General features: G+C 40.8%; 18 protein-coding genes. 3 read left to right on the top strand and 15 right to left on the bottom strand.

Annotated elements, in window-relative coordinates; translation table 11 throughout:
* Positions 1–25 precede the first annotated feature (25 nt).
* On the bottom strand, positions 26–1,408 hold the full coding sequence (mtaB, locus tag BMX21_RS01485) for a tRNA (N(6)-L-threonylcarbamoyladenosine(37)-C(2))-methylthiotransferase MtaB (protein ID WP_027203824.1): 1,383 nt from the start codon (positions 1,406–1,408) through the stop codon (positions 26–28).
* An 86-nt stretch (positions 1,409–1,494) separates the two neighbouring features.
* Here mtaB and BMX21_RS01480 point away from each other — a divergent pair, with 86 nt between their 5' ends.
* Entirely contained in the window at positions 1,495–1,725 is a 231-nt protein-coding gene (locus BMX21_RS01480) for an HPr family phosphocarrier protein (protein ID WP_022755825.1), read from the top strand.
* A 194-nt stretch (positions 1,726–1,919) separates the two neighbouring features.
* On the opposite strand, the gene thiI is transcribed toward BMX21_RS01480, so the two are convergent.
* The 5 genes from thiI to BMX21_RS01455 all read right to left on the bottom strand — a co-directional run bounded on the left by thiI (position 1,920) and on the right by BMX21_RS01455 (position 7,886).
* Positions 1,920–3,122, bottom strand: coding sequence for a tRNA uracil 4-sulfurtransferase ThiI (gene thiI, locus BMX21_RS01475; RefSeq protein ID WP_092040484.1), 1,203 nt, complete (start codon positions 3,120–3,122; stop codon positions 1,920–1,922).
* A 152-nt stretch (positions 3,123–3,274) separates the two neighbouring features.
* Positions 3,275–4,435 carry a cysteine desulfurase family protein gene (locus BMX21_RS01470; RefSeq protein WP_092040480.1) on the bottom strand — a complete coding sequence of 387 codons (1,161 nt, stop codon included), beginning with the start codon at positions 4,433–4,435 and terminating at the stop codon, positions 3,275–3,277.
* Between the two features lie 209 nt (positions 4,436–4,644).
* Positions 4,645–5,397 (bottom strand): 16S rRNA (uracil(1498)-N(3))-methyltransferase, encoded by a 753-nt coding sequence (locus BMX21_RS01465; RefSeq protein WP_092040476.1) that lies wholly within the window; start codon positions 5,395–5,397, stop codon positions 4,645–4,647.
* A gap of 182 nt (positions 5,398–5,579) precedes the next feature.
* Entirely contained in the window at positions 5,580–6,653 is a 1,074-nt protein-coding gene (locus tag BMX21_RS01460; RefSeq protein WP_022756388.1) for a 50S ribosomal protein L11 methyltransferase, read from the bottom strand.
* 288 nt (positions 6,654–6,941) lie between these two features.
* On the bottom strand, positions 6,942–7,886 hold the full coding sequence (locus tag BMX21_RS01455; protein WP_092040471.1) for a hypothetical protein: 945 nt from the start codon (positions 7,884–7,886) through the stop codon (positions 6,942–6,944).
* A 146-nt stretch (positions 7,887–8,032) separates the two neighbouring features.
* Between BMX21_RS01455 and BMX21_RS01450 the strand changes: the two genes are divergently transcribed.
* Positions 8,033–8,728 carry a LytR/AlgR family response regulator transcription factor gene (locus BMX21_RS01450; RefSeq protein WP_027203827.1) on the top strand — a complete coding sequence of 232 codons (696 nt, stop codon included), beginning with the start codon at positions 8,033–8,035 and terminating at the stop codon, positions 8,726–8,728.
* 109 nt (positions 8,729–8,837) lie between these two features.
* On the top strand, positions 8,838–10,163 hold the full coding sequence (locus BMX21_RS01445; protein WP_177173882.1) for a sensor histidine kinase: 1,326 nt from the start codon (positions 8,838–8,840) through the stop codon (positions 10,161–10,163).
* A 57-nt stretch (positions 10,164–10,220) separates the two neighbouring features.
* Here the strand turns inward: BMX21_RS01445 and dnaJ are convergent, their stop codons facing one another.
* From dnaJ to BMX21_RS01400, 9 genes are all read right to left on the bottom strand, one after another.
* Positions 10,221–11,402 carry a molecular chaperone DnaJ gene (gene dnaJ, locus BMX21_RS01440; protein ID WP_022755277.1) on the bottom strand — a complete coding sequence of 394 codons (1,182 nt, stop codon included), beginning with the start codon at positions 11,400–11,402 and terminating at the stop codon, positions 10,221–10,223.
* A gap of 114 nt (positions 11,403–11,516) precedes the next feature.
* A complete protein-coding gene (gene dnaK / locus BMX21_RS01435; protein WP_022755276.1) occupies positions 11,517–13,400 on the bottom strand; it encodes a molecular chaperone DnaK in 1,884 nt (627 codons plus the stop codon).
* Between the two features lie 129 nt (positions 13,401–13,529).
* A complete protein-coding gene (gene grpE / locus BMX21_RS01430; protein ID WP_022756901.1) occupies positions 13,530–14,168 on the bottom strand; it encodes a nucleotide exchange factor GrpE in 639 nt (212 codons plus the stop codon).
* A 39-nt stretch (positions 14,169–14,207) separates the two neighbouring features.
* On the bottom strand, positions 14,208–15,254 hold the full coding sequence (gene hrcA, locus BMX21_RS01425) for a heat-inducible transcriptional repressor HrcA (protein ID WP_092040462.1): 1,047 nt from the start codon (positions 15,252–15,254) through the stop codon (positions 14,208–14,210).
* Between the two features lie 184 nt (positions 15,255–15,438).
* On the bottom strand, positions 15,439–16,239 hold the full coding sequence (locus BMX21_RS01420) for a DUF6465 family protein (protein WP_092040458.1): 801 nt from the start codon (positions 16,237–16,239) through the stop codon (positions 15,439–15,441).
* A gap of 377 nt (positions 16,240–16,616) precedes the next feature.
* A complete protein-coding gene (locus BMX21_RS01415) occupies positions 16,617–17,855 on the bottom strand; it encodes a DUF5711 family protein (RefSeq protein WP_092040455.1) in 1,239 nt (412 codons plus the stop codon).
* A gap of 94 nt (positions 17,856–17,949) precedes the next feature.
* Positions 17,950–19,017: an aldose epimerase family protein gene (locus tag BMX21_RS01410; RefSeq protein WP_092040451.1), complete on the bottom strand. Its 1,068-nt coding sequence runs from the start codon at positions 19,015–19,017 to the stop codon at positions 17,950–17,952.
* Positions 19,014–19,613, bottom strand: coding sequence for a recombination mediator RecR (gene recR, locus BMX21_RS01405; RefSeq protein WP_022755270.1), 600 nt, complete (start codon positions 19,611–19,613; stop codon positions 19,014–19,016). Before recR ends, BMX21_RS01410 begins: the two co-directional genes overlap by 4 nt.
* Complete coding sequence (locus tag BMX21_RS01400; RefSeq protein WP_027203832.1) at positions 19,613–19,963, bottom strand: YbaB/EbfC family nucleoid-associated protein; 351 nt, start codon at positions 19,961–19,963, stop codon at positions 19,613–19,615. Before BMX21_RS01400 ends, recR begins: the two co-directional genes overlap by 1 nt.
* Positions 19,964–20,025 lie beyond the last annotated feature (62 nt).

The following is a 20,025-nucleotide window of genomic DNA, read 5'->3' as shown; positions in this document are numbered from 1 at the left end:
GTTAAAATGATGCCACTATGTCATTTTATTTCAAAAGCATGATATCTTCCGTCAGAAAGCTTTCGCACATTCCCTCAGCAAAAGTTCCCGACAGCTTATCAGCCTCTTCCTTGTCTGTTACCGGTGCAGCAAATCTGACATATCTTTCGGTATGTCCCGTTATATATAATCTGCCATCTATTTCTTCGGTATCTTCCCACAGAACTTTTACTCTGTCACCGATAAAGCTCTCTCTATACTTTCTGGACTGCTCGCTTGTCATCTTCAAAAGCACATCGCTTCTTTCTGATTTCTGTCTGTCTGTCAACTGATCAGGCATTTTCTCAGCAACAGTACCCTTACGGACAGAATACTTAAACACATGCATCTCATAGAAGTTGACCTTCTCACAGAATGCACGGCTTTCTTCGAACTCAGAAGCTGTCTCTCCAGGAAATCCTACAATTACATCTGTAGTGATAGCCGGTCTGTCATAAACCTCTCTCAAGAGTTCAACACCCTTGTAGTATTCATCCGCGCTGTAATGTCTGTTCATCCTCTTAAGAGTATTTTCACATCCTGACTGTAGTGACAGATGGAAGTGAGGACATATCTTGGGCATCTTGGACAGAGCTGCAGCCATACCAGGTGTAATGATCCTGGGTTCAAGTGAGCCAAGTCTTATTCTCTCAATACCCTTAATAGCATGTATCTTCTTAAGAAGATCAAGAAGCTCGGACCCTTCTCTGTCAAGGCCGTAAGAACTTATATGAATACCTGTTATTACAACCTCTTTAACTCCCAGCGCCGCAAGTCCCAGAATTTCTGAAACCACATCGCCCTGCTGCCTTGATCTGATCCTTCCTCTGGCAAAAGGAATAAGACAGTATGAGCAGAACTGATTACATCCATCCTGAATCTTGATATAAGCTCTGGTATGTTCTGTTACATGATCAAGCTTCATTTCTTCATATTCAGTCTTTTCCTTACTACCAACTTTGATAGACGGATCCATCTCCATAGAGACAGTCTTCGGACGGTCATTGACCACAATGCCGGATTGCTGATCAAGGCTATTCTTATTCTCATCAAAATATTTTTTTAATATATTTACAACCTGGTTCTTTTTGTTATTACCGATAGCTATATCAATGCAATCATCCATCTTGACCTTATCTTCATTGGTCTCAACATAGCAGCCTACTGCCACCACCAAAGCACCTGGATTTTCTTTTTTGGCGCGGTGTATCATCTGCCTGCTCTTTCTGTCTGCGATATTAGTTACAGTACAGGTATTGATTATATATATATCAGCAGGCTGATCAAAAGGTTTGATCTCATATCCTGCTTCCTTAAGGTCTTGTTCTATTACATCCAGCTCATAGCTGTTAACCTTGCAACCAAGGTTGTGGAGGGCAACACTTTTCACTAACTAACTCCTTTTTTTGAGTGTTTTGACATTGACTTATCCCATCCTCTCGTTTATCATTAAAAAAAGAAGGAGGTATTTGCGCAATGAAGACAGTTAAAATTTCACTTAATTCTATCGATAAGGTAAAATCTTTCGTTAACGAGATCACAAAATTCGATTATGATTTCGATCTTGTATCAGGAAGATACGTTATCGATGCAAAGTCAATCATGGGCATCTTCTCACTCGATCTTTCTAAACCGATCGATCTGAATATCCATGCAGAAGACGGCGTTGATGAAGTTATCAACGTTTTAAAGCCTTACATGATCTGAGTATCAATGCGCAGATATTGTGTGGGTGATGTAAAGCCTTAGGGCTTTACAATTTGTTTAATAGTTAGTTCAAGGGCTCTGGAGCTTCTCCGGAGCCCTTTTGAATACTACTTTTTATTTGGCGATAAAAAAGACAGGCATCTTTATTATCTATTTGTTATATACTTTTATCTTCAAAAGTATATCTGCTGTTATCAGGCTGTAATCTCAATGATCTCATCTGTATCAATAGCTTTCTTGACCATAGCATCGATCTTATCACGAAGATTACCTTCATGATCTTCGATGATATCAAGCCTTGGTTTAGTAACAGGGTGCTTAGCTACAAATATAGTACAGCAGTCTTCATAAGGCTGGATAGAAGTCTCATAAGCATCGATCTTCAAGGATATATCTACAATATCCTGCTTATCAAAAGCGATAACCGGTCTGTAAACAGGCATGGATTCTACAACTGCATTGGTGCACATAAGTGACTGCATAGTCTGTGAAGCAACCTGTCCTATTGATTCACCTGTTATAAGACCCATACAATCTGACTTCTTGGCAAGAATCTCAGCTATACGCATCATATATCTTCTCATGATGATAGTAAGCTCATCATGCGGACATCTGTCATATATATACATCTGAATCTCTGTAAAGTTAATGACATGGAGCTTAACCTTACCTGTATACTTGGCAATTACTCTGGCAAGATCTTCTACTTTCTGTTTTGCTCTTTCTGAAGTATACGGAGGAGCATTGAAATATACAGCTTCAATCTCAACACCGCGCTTAGCGATCATATAACCTGCAACAGGGCTGTCGATTCCACCTGACAGAAGGAGCATAGCTCTTCCTGCAGTACCAAGCGGCATTCCTCCCGGTCCCGGGATAACTTCAGAATAGATATTGATCTTCTCTCTAAGCTCTACGTGAAGAAGGATATCCGGCTTATGAACATCAACCGTAAAGTCAGGATGAGCCTCAAGTATAGCTGCGCCAAGATCTCTACCAAGTTCCATGGAATCAAGAGGATATGACTTATCAACTCTGCGTGCCTGAACCTTAAAAGATTTGTGCTTATCAGGATATACATCTCCCATAAAACCTGCCACAAGCTCTGCAAGCTTTTTAGGATCAGGAAGCTTACCATCCTCATCTCTTTCTACAGTAACTGCAGGACATATTCCGGACAATCCAAATACAGTCTGAAGAGCCTTTACAGTCTCATCAAAGTCATAATCCTTAGCTTCTACATATATACGACCAGCTGTTCTTGTTACATCAAATTCACCTGTGCATTTTGAAAGAACACGATTGATCTGACGCATAAGAGCATCTTCAAATACATAACGGTTCTTACCTTTTAAGCCGATCTCGGCATATTTTAATATAAATGCGTGATACTGCATCTTAACCTCTTTCTTTTATCCTAACTAAAAGTTTTATCGCCTTTTGACACTTTATTCCAAAAGACTTAATTACACTATTATTCTCCATTTAAACAGTTCATAAAAATCCGATACCGTTTACATTTTTCCAGGCAAAAAACAAAAACCTACCCTTATTGACGAGAATATCTCCTAAGCATAGGAACAATTTCTTCTAAAGCATTAATTGTATGATCTATCTCATCCTTGTTTGTAAATACCGACATACTGAAGCGAAGAGTAGAATCCAGAAGATCTGTATCAAGTCCTATAGACTTAAGTGTGTCGCTTACATGAGGGCGATTGGTGGAGCAGGCGCTACCTGCAGATACGTATATATTCTTGTCTTCGAGCGCGTGTAACAATACCTCTGCTCTTACTCCCTTAAAGCTCAAACTTATGATATGCGGAGCGCAGTCTTCGTCTGTCTTACCATTAACAGTCACATCAGGAAGCTTATTCATGACATTTTCTATAAAATAGCTTTTGAGACCTCGCATATCAGATACATGCTCATCAAGGTTTTCATATATCTCCTGTGCTGCTCTTCCAAGTCCGGCTATTCCAGGCACATTCTCAGTTCCTGAACGCATACCCTGCTGCTGACCACCACCATAATTTATAGGCACGATCCTGACACCGTTTCTGACATACAGAAAACCTGTTCCCTTAGGTCCATGTATCTTGTGACCGCTGACAGACATAAGATCTATACCCATCTTAGACGGATTTATATGAAACTTGCCATATCCCTGTACTGCATCTACATGAAAATAAGTCTTGGGATTAGCGGCCTTTATGATCTTGCCACATTCTTCGATAGGCATAAGGGCACCGATCTCATTATTAACAAGCATGATACTAACCAGAATAGTATCAGGTCTTATCGCATTCTTAAGATCCTCAGGTGATACCTGACCATTCTTATCAACAGGAAGATATGTAACTTCAAAGCCCTGCTTCTCAAGATATCTCATAGTCTCAAGTATTGCAGGATGTTCAACACAGGAAGTGATAAGGTGTCTTCCAACCTCTTTCTCCTTGGCTCTGGCTGTTCCGATTATAGCCATATTATCGGATTCTGTTCCACCTGATGTAAAAAAGATTTCTTTCTCATTACAATGCAAAGTAGCTGCTATCTGCTTCTTGGCATTCTTAACAATATCCTCAGCGACCTTACCAAAATGATGCATACTTGACGGATTACCGTATTGTTTTGTCATTGTATCTGCAACAAGCTGTGCAACATCGTCAAATGCGCGTGTTGTTGCGGAGTTATCAAGATAACACTCCATTTTATTTAATGCTCCAGTTCAAAAAAATAATCGCAATATTCTATAATTTAATTACCTTCGAGAGTATAACCAATATAGACTAAAAAGTAAAGTCTGCATTGCAACATGTGCCGCAGACTTTTACTGATACTAATCCTTGTATAGCCCTTTTATAAGAGCCTTACAACTTCAAAACGATAATTATAAATTATCTGTTAACGACTGATATCTTACCTTTGTTCAAGCATATATGAAAGCCATGCCAGTATCGTAAAACCGGCAGTTTCAGTTCTAAGTATACGTCTTCCCATTGTTATGGTTTTCATACCATGAGACAGCGCCTTCTCAATCTCAGCATCATCAAAGCCGCCTTCAGGTCCTATAAATATGGCAACGCTCTGCCCCGGCTCTATTCCCGATATGATACTTCTTGTATCTTCCATACCCTTGGCAAGCTCATAGGGTATAAGCCTTACATCCATATCATCTGCCATCTTAAGAGCTTCTGTATAAGATACAGGTGTATGGACATTAGGGATTATGCTTCTCTTACTTTGCTTAGCAGCAGCTTCTGCGATTCCCTGCCATCTTTGAACTTTAGACTTAGCCTTCTTCTCATCAAGCTTAACGATACATCTTTTCATAGCGACAGGAATGATCTCATATACGCCAAGTTCAACCGCCTTCTGAACGATAAGCTCCATCTTGTCAGCCTTGGGAAGACCCTGGAAAAGATATATCTTGGAAGGAAGTTCAATATCATCCTCTTTGATAAAGCGAAGCTTGCAGATTACTACGCCATCTTCTATCTCTTCTATACCATAGCGGTATTCCTTGCCATCATATACCCTGGTACTTACGGATATCTCTTCGCCTGTTTTCATTCTAAGGACATTGACTATATGATTGTAGTCATCGCCTTCTATCATAAGAGTCTTATCGACTTCGTCTATCTGTTCCTTGTCTACAAAAAAATGATACATAGTTTGTCTTTCCTTAATTTTTTCCCAAAAAATCATGAATAATTACAGTTCTATAATACATCATTATAGCAATAACAAATCGCCTAATGCCATTTTCAAAGGCCAATTTTCATCTCATGATATATCTTAACACTAAAAAGGCCATACCTTAAATGAAGTATGGCCATGTAAAAAACTGTCATTTATGCTTTTCTGGATGTAACAGATACCCAGTCTCCCTGGTGTATCATCTCAATATCTGTAAAGCCTGCTGCTCTGTGGGCAGCTGCAACCTCTTCTCCTTTTTCATTCATGATACCGGATGTGATAAATACTGCACCCTTCTTCATGAACTGACCTATTACAGGAGCAAGCGGTACCAGAACTACAGGAAGGATATTAGCAAGAACAACATCATACTTTTCGTATCCGACCTCATCCTGTACCTTCTTATCATCAATGATATTGCCGATGATAAGCTTAAGGTCCTTATCTGTATATCCGTTAGCTTCAAGGTTTTCTGCTATAGCAGGAATTGCACCCTTATCAAGGTCTGTTCCTACGCAGTGGCCGGCGCCATACATAAGAGCCAGAATTGAAAGTACTCCGCTTCCTGTTCCTACATCAAGAACCTCGCAGCCTGGTGTAATATATTTGCCAAGCTGATGGATGCAAAGCTGTGTGGACTCGTGAAGACCTGTACCAAATGCTGTTCCAGGATCTATATGGAATATCTTGTCTGTCTTTTCAAGATCCTCTTTGGATGGTTCTTCCCAGGAAGGAATAATAAGAACATCATCTACGATGAACTTGTGGAAATACTGCTTCCAGTTATTCATCCAGTCTATATCTTCAGTAACATCAACAGAGATAGTGCCATCTCCTATATCCATGTACTGACTGATTCCATCAAGTATCTGCCTTATCTCTTTTTGAAGCTGCTCAGGAGTCTTCTTAACCTGCTTACCACCTGCAGCTTCCATCTGATAAGATACATCACCTGTTCCATCAGATGCAGATGTATCCTCGGCATCCTCGTCCGGTATTGTAACTGTCAGAGTATTATCATCTGCAAGCTCTGCAAAGAAATTAAGATAAGCAATTCCATCATCCTCCTGCTCCGGAACAACATCTACGAACATCTGTTCCTTCTCTGCAGCTGTAAGCGGCACCTTATCTTCTATCTGCGCACCTGTAAGGCCTATATCAACCATCTCGCTGATAATGACATCTTCAGCCTCTTCGTTTGTGCGAATTCTAAACCTCATCCATTTCATACGTTAAAACCTCATCTAAAACCTGTTACGTGTCATTAAGACTAGTTCTGATCGAGTAGGCTGACTCCTACTCGATTTCGCACACGAACATTCCGCACTTAGTGCTCCATGTTCTTACGACCGGCAAATGAATTTGTATGCAAGCATCCATTCGCTTGCCGGTCTTGTGCAACAAAAAAGCCTTCTTCTCAGCCCATTTTAACGCACAACAAACGATAATGCAAAGTTTGAAGATGTTTGTATATATCAACCTGCCATATTACCGGAATATGGATTATTCATACCGAGTCAACCTGCCATGTTGCCGGGATATGGATTATTCATACCGGCATTACCGATCTCGTTTCCGGCACGCTTGCAAAGTTCCCTGAACTTACCTGAAAGTCTGCTGAGCTTGCCATATAAGTCAAATGATATCACAGTTGTAGGTGCAACCTGCATGTATGAGCTCATCATTCTTACAAGAATATAGCTGTCTATAAATGCATATCTTACAACGCAACCAACTATGACACCCACAACAAATCCTATAAAAGTAAACCAGCCAAGAGCCTTGAACAATAATACAAATAAATAAACAGGTAATATACTTGCTACTACTGTTCCGATTATCACAATAAGAGATACCTTGGCTGCATCCTTGAGGATTGTCTTCCAGTTCTGAAAATAGATAACTACGCCATCTGCTGCGCTTTTGAATGCACTCTGCTGATTGTTATAAAACGTGTAGCCAAGGCAGCATTCATCTACATATCCAAGTCCGATTCTGATAAGGCTCTTGGCAAATCCCGCTATTATGCTCATTCCGGGAACAAAATCAAGGAAGCTCTCCACCTTGCCTACTGCACTTTGAAGCTGGTTAACAGCCCCGCTTACAAGTCTGTCAAGAACAAAATAAATGTTGCTTGTAGCAAATCTTGACTTAACCATTCTGATTCCATAGTTTACTTCATCTGCAGGTACCTGACCGGTTCTGAAGATTTCAGCGATTACTGCAACATGCCCTGCTTTAACAAGATATCCAAAATAGGTGTTTATTATGTAGCTTATAAGCAGTGTTCCTGCAAACCAGATTAAAAGTCCGATCATTCCAACTTCTTCACTTTCCATCAGCACGCTTATCCCCATGACTATCGCGAACAGAATGATTGACAAAAGTACCGTAGCCAAACCCATTCCCAGCTTTATCCATGCAAATTTCAGTGTCTTAGTGTATACTTCGTTAGCTTTCATACTCTTCCTCCTTTAGTACATTTATGCATTCATTTTATGCAGATATTTCAATGTATATCCTATTTTTTCGTAAGTGGTTGAAAATCAGGTGCGAACGGTTATAATATTACTGTTTAACTTAGGCTTTTCTTATACAGGGACTAAATATGCGGGTAGCAATACTTGATGACGAACAGATATTCGTCGACAGCTTATACAAATTATTGTGGAAAGAAATGAACTTTGAGCTTTTCACTTATACTGATCCCAATAAGCTTCTTGAGGATTATTCACTTGGCAAAAGATTCGATATTATCTTTTGCGATGTTATCATGGAGCCATTTAACGGAATCGAAGTTGGCAAGAAGATCCGTACCTATGATTCGACCTGCTTCATTATATATCTGACAAGCGACCTTTCTTCCGCTCCCAAAGGCTACGAAGTCAATGCTTTCAGATATCTGATAAAACCTATTGATGAAAAATCTCTGTCAGACACCCTCGAAAGCATCCGGAAAGAAATTCACAGTAAGAAAAAGCGCTTACTTCGTATCGATGCATCATTTGGATCAATGATTCTAAACACTGCTGATATTCTCTATATAGAAGCCAACAACAAGGATACAGCTGTTTATACGGATGATGATTCTATAACTGTCAGAAAGAACCTGACTGATTTTGAAGAAGAACTTTCCGGGCAGCATTTCTGCAGAATACACCGCAGCATTCTTGTTAATCTTGAGAGAATCTCGCAGTATGATTCTTCACACATAACACTTGATAATGGAAACACACTGACTCTTAGCAGGCGCAGATACAAGGACTTTGAATCTGCCTTCAATGCATTTATTTCAGGAGAATAAGTATGAGGTTAAGTTTGAAAGTGTTCCACTTTCAAACCCAAATTGATGACGCGAGCTCCATCAATTTGAACCATTAGTCACTCGCTTTGCTCGCGACATGAGGTTAATTATGAATCTCCATATCATTGATCTTTTTGGCCCTTATGTAATTGCCGCAATTTCAAATGCTATAGCCTGCACTGAACTTATATTGCTCCTCCAGTACTTCTGCGGGGGGCATCTTGATATTTCAGGAAAAAGGCTGTATCTGCTCTTCCCGTCCTATTTTCTCGTTTTATTCATAACTAATATTTTCATCCCAATACCATCACTTTATATGATCATGGTCCTTGCAATGGTATATCTGACTATTCTGGGACTTAGTTCACTTAAGCTTACGGATGTTCTTTTGACCATTCCGACTTTTTTCTTATATACCGTTTTTTCAATAATGCCGTCATATATTTTCACGACAGTATTCCCGTATGTGGATGATTCATTTTCCTGCTTTTACCTGACACTGAAACTCTCTGATATCATTACAGACCTGACTATCATGCTGATTCTTGTGACAATACACATCATTTCCCAAAAGAAAGGACTGGTCTTTCATATTATGTTAAGAGAAATCGCGCTGGCAATGATACTGTTCTGCCTTACAATGCTGATACTGGCGCTGTGTACTATGTTATTCGCAACAAGCGACTATTTGGGATTTGCTGATATATTCTGGAGGTTCTTCCTGCCTATAGCATATGTCAGCTGCATTGTATTCTATATTTACAGTTTGTTTGAAAAAAGAATCCGTCTTGAGAATGAGACGCTTGCAAGAATTCATATGACCTATCTGCAGACTCAGCTGGACGCTATGCAGAACCTCCAGCTGCAAGAAGATGAGATCAGGAAAAAGAGACATGATCTCAAAAAACATATGGCAATAATCGAAACACTGGCTGAAGACGGTAATTACAATGAAATCAAAAAATATACTAAAGATCTTACTGCCAGCCTTCCTGCCGCTCCTGTTCCTATTAGCGGCAATAATATTGCTGATATAATCCTGACCAGCAGAATGGAGATTGCAAACAAAAAGGGCATTACCTTTGGCTATGAAGGATCACTGGCAGGGCTTACCGATATGCCTGCCCCTGATATATGCTCCATTCTTGCCAATGCTCTTGATAATGCGCTGGAAGCCTGTGAAAACATTGAAAATCCTTATATTAATGTCAAGGCAGTCAGAACACGCAACTTCACTACTATTTCCGTAGTCAATCCTGTGCTTGTACAGCGCCATATACGCGGAAATCTTATTTCCACGACCAAAAAGGATAAGGTAAGTCACGGTTATGGTCTTAAGATCATTCAGGAGCTTGCAGGTAAATATCATGGCAAATGCCTCATCTCCTGCAGTAAAGTAGAATTCAGCTTAAGAGTCCAATTACAGAACCCGTGAAGCTATTAATAACGTGAGGGTGCCGCTATTTTATGCGACACCCTCACAAAGTTATCTTTATTTATTCCAGAAGCCTTTTTTCTTCTTTTTGTCTTTGCCGTCCTTGTCATCAGAACCATCCGATGTAAGTCTCTCTGCCTCATTAAGGCTGTCACCTGTAAGTTCATCAAACTTAGTAAGGAGCTCTTTGGCTTCCTTGGAAAGGCGCTCAGGAGTCTTAACAACAAGAGTTACATAGTGGTCTCCTCGTATGTCCTTGTCACGAAGTGACGGAACACCCTTACCTCTAAGTCTTATTCTTGCTCCGGTCTGAGTACCCGGCTTAACATCATATACTACTCTGCCGTCAACAGTGTCGATCACAACAGATCCGCCCAGAGCAGCAACTGCATATGACATATCTACAACTGAGAAGATATCATAATCCTCTCTCTGGAATGTAGGATGACTTGATACCAGCACTTCTACAAGAAGATCACCTCTTGGTCCTCCGTTGATACCAGGCTCACCCTTTTCTCTTATACGAACGCTCTGTCCGTTATCAATGCCTGCAGGGATAGTAACCTTAATGGTCTTACGGCTTGTCTTATAACCTGTTCCGCCGCAGTCTGCACATTTATCTTTAATAATCTTGCCTGATCCACCACACTCAGGACATGTCTGAACATTGCGGACGGTTCCAAAAAGCGACTGCTGTGTGAATACAACCTGTCCCTTACCACCGCACTTAGGACACATCTGTGGCGTAGTACCTGGCTTAGCGCCTGTACCTTTACATGTCGGACAAGGATCTTTCAAATTAAGAGTAAGTTCTTTTTCTGTGCCTGTGATGGATTCCATAAATGTAATCCTTACGCTGGCACGTATATTAGCTCCCTTAGCAGGTCCGGAACGAGCGCCACGACTCCTTCCACCACCAAAGAATTCACCGAATATGTCACCAAATATATCACTAAAATCAGCGCCGGAGAAATCAAATCCGCCACCGTTAAATCCTGCTCCGCCACCCTCAAATGCAGCATGACCGAACTGATCATACTGGCGTCTCTTCTCAGGATCTGAAAGTACAGCATAAGCTTCGGAAGCCTCTTTGAACTTTTCAGCTGCATTAGCATCACCGGGATTCATATCTGGATGATATTTCTTAGCAAGTACCCTGTATGCTTTCTTGATCTCTTCATCCGAGGCACCTTTGCCTACTCCAAGCACTTCATAATAATCGCGTTTCTGATCTGCCATAATACCTTTCCTTAGCGCAAAATACCCACGAGCTGCCATTTAAGCAGCTCGGGGTTAATTTCATTAATAATGATCATCTGATCATCGTATACAAAGTCACCGACCTTATATACCTTATACTTCTCTGTAGTCTCCGTCAACTACATCATCATTGTTCTGAGTCTGGCTGCCTGCTGCGCCACCCATATCAGGTCCAGGACCAGCCTGAGGGCCAGCCTGAGGACCAGCCTGCTGCTGCATATTCTCATACATCTTTGAGAAGAGCTGCTGAGCATCTGTCATGAGCTTTTCTTTCTGAGTCTTGATCTTGTCGATCTCTTCATCAGTAAGTTCCTTGTCCTTAGTAGCATCAAGTGTAGCTTTAAGATCTGTAAGATCAGCTTCTACAGTTGACTTAGCAGTTGCATCGATCTTGTCGCCTGCATCCTTAAGAGCCTGCTCTGTCTGGAATACGAAGGAATCAGCTTCGTTTCTTGCATCGATGCCTTCCTTACGCTTCTTGTCCTGAGCCTCATATTCCTGAGCCTCTTTGATAGCCTTATCGATATCATCGTCAGACATGTTAGTGCCGGATGTAATTGTGATGTGCTGCTCTTTACCTGTACCAAGATCCTTAGCAGATACGTTAACGATACCGTTAGCATCGATATCGAATGTAACTTCGATCTGAGGCATACCTCTTCTTGCTGGAGGAATACCATCAAGACGGAACTGACCAAGTGACTTGTTGTCTCTTGCGAACTGTCTCTCACCCTGAAGTACGTTGATATCAACTGCTGTCTGGTTATCAGCTGCTGTTGAGAAGATCTGGCTCTTCTTGGTAGGAATAGTTGTATTACGCTCGATAAGCTTTGTAGCGATACCACCCATTGTCTCGATAGAAAGTGAAAGTGGAGTTACATCAAGAAGAAGGATATCTCCTGTACCAGCTTCGTTATTAAGCTTACCACCCTGGATACCGGCACCTACTGCTACGCATTCATCAGGGTTAAGGTTCTTGGAAGGCTCCTGACCTGTGAGCTGCTTAACCTTCTCTACTACGCAAGGAACACGTGTAGAACCACCAACAAGGAGGACTTTACCAAGGTCTGCATTTGTAAGACCTGCATCTCTCATAGCATTCTGAACAGGAATAGCTGTTCTCTCTACAAGATCATGGATAAGTTCTTCGAACTTAGCTCTTGTAAGATCCATATCGAAGTGCTTAGGGCCTTCTGCTGTTGCTGTGATGAAAGGAAGGTTGATGTTAGTTGTTGTAGAAGAAGAGAGTTCCTTCTTAGCCTTCTCTGCAGCTTCCTTAAGTCTCTGCATAGCCATCTTATCGCCTGAAAGGTCTACGCCTTCCTTAGCCTTGAACTCTTCTACCATCCAGTCGATGATCCTGTTATCGAAGTCATCACCACCAAGGTGTGTATCACCGTTTGTAGAAAGAACTTCGATGACACCATCACCAATCTCGATAATAGATACATCAAATGTACCACCACCGAGGTCATATACCATGATCTTCTGCTCTTTCTCATTGTCAAGACCATAAGCAAGAGCTGCAGCTGTAGGCTCGTTGATAATACGCTCTACTTCAAGACCTGCGATCTTACCAGCGTTCTTAGTAGCCTGACGCTGAGCATCATTGAAGTATGCAGGAACTGTGATAACTGCCTGTGATACAGACTCTCCAAGATAGTCCTCAGCATCCTTCTTGAGCTTCTGAAGAATCATAGCAGAGATCTGCTCTGGTGAGTACTTCTTGCCATCGATGTTACGGCCATTGTCTGTACCCATATCTCTCTTGATTGAAGAAATTGTGTGATCTGCATTTGTAACAGCCTGACGCTTAGCAGGTTCACCTACAAGTCTCTCACCATTCTTAGTAAAAGCTACAACTGAAGGAGTTGTTCTAGCGCCTTCTGCATTTGCTATAACGGTAGGCTTTCCACCTTCCATGACTGCTACGCAGCTATTTGTAGTACCAAGGTCGATACCAATGATTTTACCCATAGTTAATTTACCTCCATAACTATTTCATCTTATTTTTGATCTATCCCTACTGGGAAATCGGAGATGTGTAAAGCTTTGTGATCATAAATGCCTTCTTGGCAAAAACATCGAAGACAATCTCTATCTCCTCTATTTAGCAACAGCCACCATTGAGTGACGGATAACTGTATCGTGATATGTATAGCCCTTCTGGAGCTCCTGTGCGACAATTCCTTCTTCGTACTCATCGCTCTCTACCTGCATTACTGCGTTGTGGAGATTAGGATCAAACTCTTTGCCAAGAGCTTCTATCGGCTTAACATCCATGTCTTCAAGAGTCTTTAAAAGCTGCTTGTAGATCATGTCAAATCCCTGTACAAGAGAATCATCTTTCTTATCTTCCGGAACTGCTGCAAGACCTCTTTCGAAGTTATCTACAACAGGAAGTATCTTGGTAAGTACATTGCCTGCTCCTGCATCGAACATCTGAGACTTCTCTTTCTCAGTTCTGTTACGGAAGTTCTCGAACTCTGCAAGCTGACGCTTGTACTTGTCTGTCATGTCGTCAAGCTTGTCCTGAAGAGGATTTTTCTTTTTTCCAAAAAGAGATTTCTTGCCCTCTTCCTTGACTTCTTCAGAAGCCTTATCTGTAGTATCTGCATCAGCTGTTTCTTTTGATGCTTCTGCAGTATTTTCGTTCTCAACCGCATCTTCTGATTGAGCTTCGTTTTCTTTAAGAGCTTCTTCTACTTCTTCCTGCTCTTTTTTGATTTCCTTTTCCTGACTCAAGTTGATTCTCCTTTATTACTATTTATTATATGAAAATAGCTAGTCGTTCTTCTTATAAAGATCATCCAGCTGATGCATCATTTCCTTAAGTGTAGATATGACCTTGTCATAGTCCATTCGCTTGGGGCCTATGATACCGACTGTGCCTCTCATACCTTCGGCAAGTTCGTAGGTTGCTGTAACTACGCTGCAATCCTTCATGGTATCTACCGGTGTTTCATTGCCTATATAAACCTGAATCCCGTGTTCCTTAGCACTAAGAGAACTTTCTACAAGACTTGTAAGATCACTCTTTTCTTCAAATGTATTGATAAGTTCACTCGCCTTTTTATTATCTGAAAGCTCGGGATATTTCAGGATATTGTTGGTACCGCTTGTATATATCTCAAGCTCCTCATCGGCTCTTATGGACTCTGCAGCTGCGTCTATCACATGACCTACAATCTCGGAGTGGATACCAGCCTGCGCTTTGAGAGCTGCGATAAGGCCAAGGTTGATATTCTCAACTGATATACCGCTCAGGTTCGTATTCAGGATCATGTTGAGCTTAAGGATTGTCGCATCATCAAGCTCTTCCTCAACCGGTATCATCTTGTTCTTGATAAGATTGCCTTCAAGAACTATGGTAGCCAGAAGATGATCAGCATCCACTCTGCTTATCTGAAGGAATTTGAGCTTGTTCTTGCTCATGGTAGGTGTTGAAACCATGGTCGCATAATTGGTATTGTCCGCAAGCTGTCTTGCAACATGCTTAAGAAGATTCTCAAGCTTCTCTTCCTTATCAAGAAGCATCTCTCGCATGCTGTCGACTTCCTTCTCCTTCTGGGCGAGCATATCATCTACATAGATACGATAGCCCTGATCGGATGGTATACGTCCTGCAGAAGTGTGTGGCTGTAATATAAGTCCCATCTCTTCAAGGTCTGCCATCTCATTGCGGATAGTCGCAGATGAAAGGTTCAGATCCGTATACTTGGAAATCGTCCTGCTTCCAACCGGCTCTCCGGTCTCCAGATAATTACGAACGATTGCATTTAGAATTGTTTTCTTACGCTCTGTAAGTTCCAAATGATTACCTCTTCTCATCCGATGTTAGCACTCACTCGACTTGAGTGCTAACATCTTACATACGTTAAATTATCACTTTAAAACTATACTGTCAACCGACTAATAAATAAAAAAGTCTAAAGAAAATATAAAGAAGCGCAAATCCTTATAGGATCTACGCTTCTTAAAAAAACAAAAAAGATATGGGGCAATTTAGGGCTTGTTACAGATCAAAACTTCCAGTCTCTTCATCTGCAACAAAATATACCTTACCTTCTTCAGGCTTAACATAAAGGCTAAGGTTCTTTACAGATTCAAACTTATCACCAATAACAGCTCTTGCTTTATTATAAAGAACACTCTGCTCTATATCATAATCGCGATACTGTAGTACAAGCTTGACCTCTGGCTCTGTTACTTTAACAACTGTATCTTTTACTGCTTCTGCCTTCTTTGCTACTTCTTTTTTTACTTCTTTGACTTTCTTTACTGTCTCTTTCTCTATATCAGAGATTTTCTTGGCAGTTTCTTTCTTTACAGCATCAGCCTTTTTTGCTGCATCTTTCTTTACAACTCCAGCTTTTTCTTTTGTTTCTTTCTTGACTTTGGAGGCTTTCTCTACCACCTTATCCTTATCAGGTAGCTCATTCTTCACTTCAGCAATCTTCTTTTCTTCTTCTTTTTTAGCTGAAGTTGCATTTTTCACTACATCTTTCTTAACTTCAGATGCTTCTTTCTTAGCCTTGGCTACCTTCTTTTTGGTTTCTTTTTCTACCTTTGCAGCCTTTTCCTTTATCTTCTTATCTTCCTCTACAGCTTTCTTTGATACAGAAGCTTTAGCCTCTTTAGCCTTTTTTACTGCACCTTTTTCAAGCTTTATAACTTTGATACCAGCTTCTTCCTGCTTTGCCTTTTCCTCTTTGGCAAGTGCTGCTGCCTTCTCACTCTGCTCTATCACTGCAGCCTTTACAATGGATTTTATAGTTGCTGTAGGTCTTACCTGAGTGTCTTTGCTTTCTATCATATTGGAATCCTCCCCATGCACAAGCATGCCTTACAAGTCGCAAGGTCAATTATTAAAAAGATGTTTTGGAAAAAAAATACAGTGAATCTGTTTGAACTAAAATACTTACTTTTTCGAGTTTATCGCAATTTCGTTACAATGTCAATGATTTGATATCTCCAAATGCAAACAAAGAGCCATTTGGGTGTAATATATTTTTTGTATATTTGCTATCAAAATAATATATTATACCAAATGACTCTTTTTTATGATCTTACTATATATATAGATCTGTCTTAGCTCTATATTAGTTCTATATAGTCCTATATTAGTGCCATCTCAGTTCTGTATTAGTTCTGTATTAGTTCTATCTCGGTTCTATATTAGTTCAATTAGTTCTATCTCAGTTCTATCTGATCTATCGAATCAGCTGTCACTATAGTAAATCTGTTCCTGCTAGGTCCAGGGATGATTGCCTTTATACTTTCATCAAACTCCCCTTCAAATCGAAGAGTTCCATCTATTCCATATAACTGCCAGTGCTTGTCATTGTACACAACAAACTGATCATCTGAGAAGAACATATCAGTATAATCAAGATCAAAATACTTCTCCAGAATATTCTTACCTGAAGTATTGTAGACTGTAAGTTTATAGGCTCCCTCTTCTGCTGTTCCGGCGCATATGATGCCTGCGTAGTCTTCGTTGTTATAAACGCTCATGATCTCAGTCTCACCGATCTCATTGACAACAGGGTCATTAGGAACATCCTCACCCTTGTAGAAGACTATACTCTTATCAGATACAGCCATATTAGTACTTGAATCAAGAAACACATCATATGGGATGATAGTATCTTCATACTTGAATGAGCTTACCATGTTATCTGTCTCATTCTGACCTACAGCTCCAAAGTTAAAGAAGGTAACGCCTGTCAGAATAGAACCTCCCGACTCTTTCAGATAACATACTGCCAAAAGCTCAGCATTGGGAGACAAGGACATGCTTGTAGGATATCCACTGTTGGCCATAGTGGCCTTGATAGCTGCAAGTTCCTTGCCCGATGTATCAAAAAGCTTGATCCTTGTTATATCATCATCGTCAAGAATGACCGCAACTACCCCCTGTGATGAAACGCAGAAATCCCTGATAGGAAGATTGGTTCCAAAACTTCCAAGAGTTCCCTGCGAATTGGCAACATAGATAGTATTACCATTATAATCACCAACTGCAACGGTCTCACCGCATATTCTCACCACAGGTGCCTGCATATCATAGGTCATATTCCATAGCGCCCTTCCGTCTGCAGACATACAATTGATACCATCTTTACTGTATCTGATTATATTCTGTCCAAGCGGAAGTACTGTAACACCAGACATGCCGGTAAGAGATGTAGAGCTAAGAACCCTGGATTCCGAATACACCTTGTTGTGCCAGTTCACATATATAAATGCTATTATGGCAACCGCCGCAATCAGCAAAAAAATAGTTCTGTAAAATACTATAAGCCTATGATTTCTTATCTTCTCCTGATAAGAAGGCTCTCTGGAAAAAGATGCACCGGTTTCTTCGTCCGGTGCATCTGCATCTCTAAAATTTCTGCTGTAATCTCTAAAGTTTTTGACTTCAGCCATCAGTCCTCCATATAGAAAAAACTGTAAAAGATCTTATATTTCTACAAGATAAGTGATGTAGGGATTCAAGTTTTTAACCTATACTTAACACCACTTAGTTAAACTTATAAACTGTAACAGCATCATATGGACGATCAGGTCCATATACAGGACTTGGGAATGAAGGAGTATTGATAGAATTAGGATATGTCTGTGTTTCAAGACAAAATCCATCATACTGACCATACTCATATCCGTCCTTACCAACAATATCCTTAAGGAAATTAGCTGAATAGAACTGGAATCCCGGAAGATTGGTAGATGCATGCATAGTGATTCCTGTTGCAGGATTAGTAACTATAGCAAACTCATGCATACCACCGTCAACATTTCCATCCTCATCAACTGCACCATCGATTATGAAATTATGATCATAACCGTTTGCAAGAGCGATCTGCTCATAATCTGATGCAATATCCTGACCGATAGTCTTAGGAGTTGTAAAATCAAGCGGAGTTCCTTTAACAGCACGCTTCTCACCTGAAGGAATAGAATTCTTGTCCTTAACAGGTGTAAAGTAATGAGAATTGAGCTGAAGCACATGACCGAGAACCTTGCCGCTTCCGCTGCCACCAAGATTGAAATAGGTGTGATTAGTGATATTGATAAGAGTATCAGCATCGCTGTCTGCATGATAATGAAGCTTAAGCTCATTGTCATCAGAAAGTGAAACTTCTACTGTAAATGTACGATTGCCTGGGAATCCAAGCTCGCCATCAGCAGCCTTATAAGTGAATCTTACAAGATTGTCTCCCTCTTCGCTGTCCCATACTGTCTTGTGAAAACCATTGTCTCCATCTGTATGAAGATTGTTTACACCGTTTTCATTAAGTGGAAGATGATATTCCTTGCCTGCAATGGTATACTTACCACCCTCTACACGGTTAGCTGATGGTCCTATAGTAGATCCAAGAGTAGGCTTATTGTCTGTATAGCCTTCATAATCATCAAATCCAAGAACCACATCGCGTCTGTTTCCATCACTGTCCTTAACAAAGACGTTCTGGATGTTGATACCATAATTAAGAACAGTTACTTCCATATCATTTTTATTAGTAATATGGAAAAGATATACAGCCTGTCCCTTTTGTGTCTCCCCAACAAATTCTCTCTTTACGCTCATACTTCCGTCCTTCCCTCTAGTGCGCGTAGTAGCGTCACCTCATCAATATATTCCAGATCCCCTCCAACAGGTACACCGCTCGCAATACGAGTCACTTTGATACCTGTGGGTTTCACCAGTTTACTTACATACATAGCTGTCGTCTCGCCTTCAAGACTTGATCCTGTAGCAAGGATGACCTCATTTACATCCTCTGTCTGAAGACGCTGTAATAGTTCTTTAAGTCTTATATCAGATGGTCCTACGCCAAGCATAGGTGATATTACACCCTGAAGCACATGATATAGACCATTGTACTTGCCTGTTCTTTCATATGCCGCGAGATCTCTTGAGTTCTCGACAACCATTATTGTTGACTTGTCCCTGCTGTCATTGGAACAGATAGGACACAGATCACCATCTGTAAGTGTGCAACACTTCTTGCAATAGTGGACATTCTCTCTGGCATCATTGATAGCGCCTGAGAGCCTTGCAACACGGTCCTTGGGCATATTGATAATATAAAAAGCAAGCCTCTGAGCTGACTTCCCTCCTATTCCGGGGAGAGAAGCAAGCTCTTCTATCAGCTTGTTAACATGGCCACTGTACAGATCCATTAGAATCCAAGTCCTCCAAAGCCGCCAAGTCCGCCTGTCATCTTGCCAAGGACTTCTGCGTTAGCCTTATCAGCTTCGCCCATAGCTTCATTAACTGCAGCAACGATAAGATCCTGGAGCATCTCTACATCATCAGGATCAACCGCTTCGGGAGAGATCTTGATAGACTTGAGCTCTTTGCCACCTGTAACAGTTGCTTCTACAGCACCGCCGCCGGCTTTAGCTGTGAACTCTTTAGTCTCAAGCTCTTTCTGATTCTCTTCCATCTGACGCTGCATACGCTGTGCCTGCTTCATCAGATTATTCATGTTTCCAGGCATTCCGCCAGGAAATCCTCCACGCTTACTCATAAAATAATACCTCCGTAAAATCCGTTTTATAAAAAGACATATGAATAAATTCTATGTACTAA

Origin of the sequence: Butyrivibrio sp. TB, from assembly GCF_900110805.1 — a bacterium.
Taxonomy (GTDB): Bacteria; Bacillota; Clostridia; order Lachnospirales; family Lachnospiraceae; genus Butyrivibrio; species Butyrivibrio fibrisolvens_C.
The sequence above is the reverse complement of the archived record's forward strand: the minus strand, read 5'-3'. Positions and strand labels throughout refer to the sequence as shown.

Excerpts from the sequence above, each read along its gene's own strand:
- BMX21_RS01480 (WP_022755825.1), top strand. The coding sequence starts at position 1,495 with ATGAAGACAGTTAAAATTTCACTTAATTCTATCGATAAGGTAAAATCT.
- thiI (WP_092040484.1), bottom strand. The coding sequence starts at position 3,122 with ATGCAGTATCACGCATTTATATTAAAATATGCCGAGATCGGCTTAAAA.
- BMX21_RS01470 (WP_092040480.1), bottom strand. The coding sequence starts at position 4,435 with ATGGAGTGTTATCTTGATAACTCCGCAACAACACGCGCATTTGACGAT.
- BMX21_RS01465 (WP_092040476.1), bottom strand. The coding sequence starts at position 5,397 with ATGTATCATTTTTTTGTAGACAAGGAACAGATAGACGAAGTCGATAAG.
- BMX21_RS01460 (WP_022756388.1), bottom strand. The coding sequence starts at position 6,653 with ATGAAATGGATGAGGTTTAGAATTCGCACAAACGAAGAGGCTGAAGAT.
- BMX21_RS01455 (WP_092040471.1), bottom strand. The coding sequence starts at position 7,886 with ATGAAAGCTAACGAAGTATACACTAAGACACTGAAATTTGCATGGATA.
- BMX21_RS01450 (WP_027203827.1), top strand. The coding sequence starts at position 8,033 with ATGCGGGTAGCAATACTTGATGACGAACAGATATTCGTCGACAGCTTA.
- BMX21_RS01445 (WP_177173882.1), top strand. The coding sequence starts at position 8,838 with ATGAATCTCCATATCATTGATCTTTTTGGCCCTTATGTAATTGCCGCA.
- dnaJ (WP_022755277.1), bottom strand. The coding sequence starts at position 11,402 with ATGGCAGATCAGAAACGCGATTATTATGAAGTGCTTGGAGTAGGCAAA.
- dnaK (WP_022755276.1), bottom strand. The coding sequence starts at position 13,400 with ATGGGTAAAATCATTGGTATCGACCTTGGTACTACAAATAGCTGCGTA.
- hrcA (WP_092040462.1), bottom strand. The coding sequence starts at position 15,254 with ATGAGAAGAGGTAATCATTTGGAACTTACAGAGCGTAAGAAAACAATT.
- BMX21_RS01420 (WP_092040458.1), bottom strand. The coding sequence starts at position 16,239 with ATGATAGAAAGCAAAGACACTCAGGTAAGACCTACAGCAACTATAAAA.
- BMX21_RS01415 (WP_092040455.1), bottom strand. The coding sequence starts at position 17,855 with ATGGCTGAAGTCAAAAACTTTAGAGATTACAGCAGAAATTTTAGAGAT.
- BMX21_RS01410 (WP_092040451.1), bottom strand. The coding sequence starts at position 19,017 with ATGAGCGTAAAGAGAGAATTTGTTGGGGAGACACAAAAGGGACAGGCT.
- recR (WP_022755270.1), bottom strand. The coding sequence starts at position 19,613 with ATGGATCTGTACAGTGGCCATGTTAACAAGCTGATAGAAGAGCTTGCT.
- BMX21_RS01400 (WP_027203832.1), bottom strand. The coding sequence starts at position 19,963 with ATGAGTAAGCGTGGAGGATTTCCTGGCGGAATGCCTGGAAACATGAAT.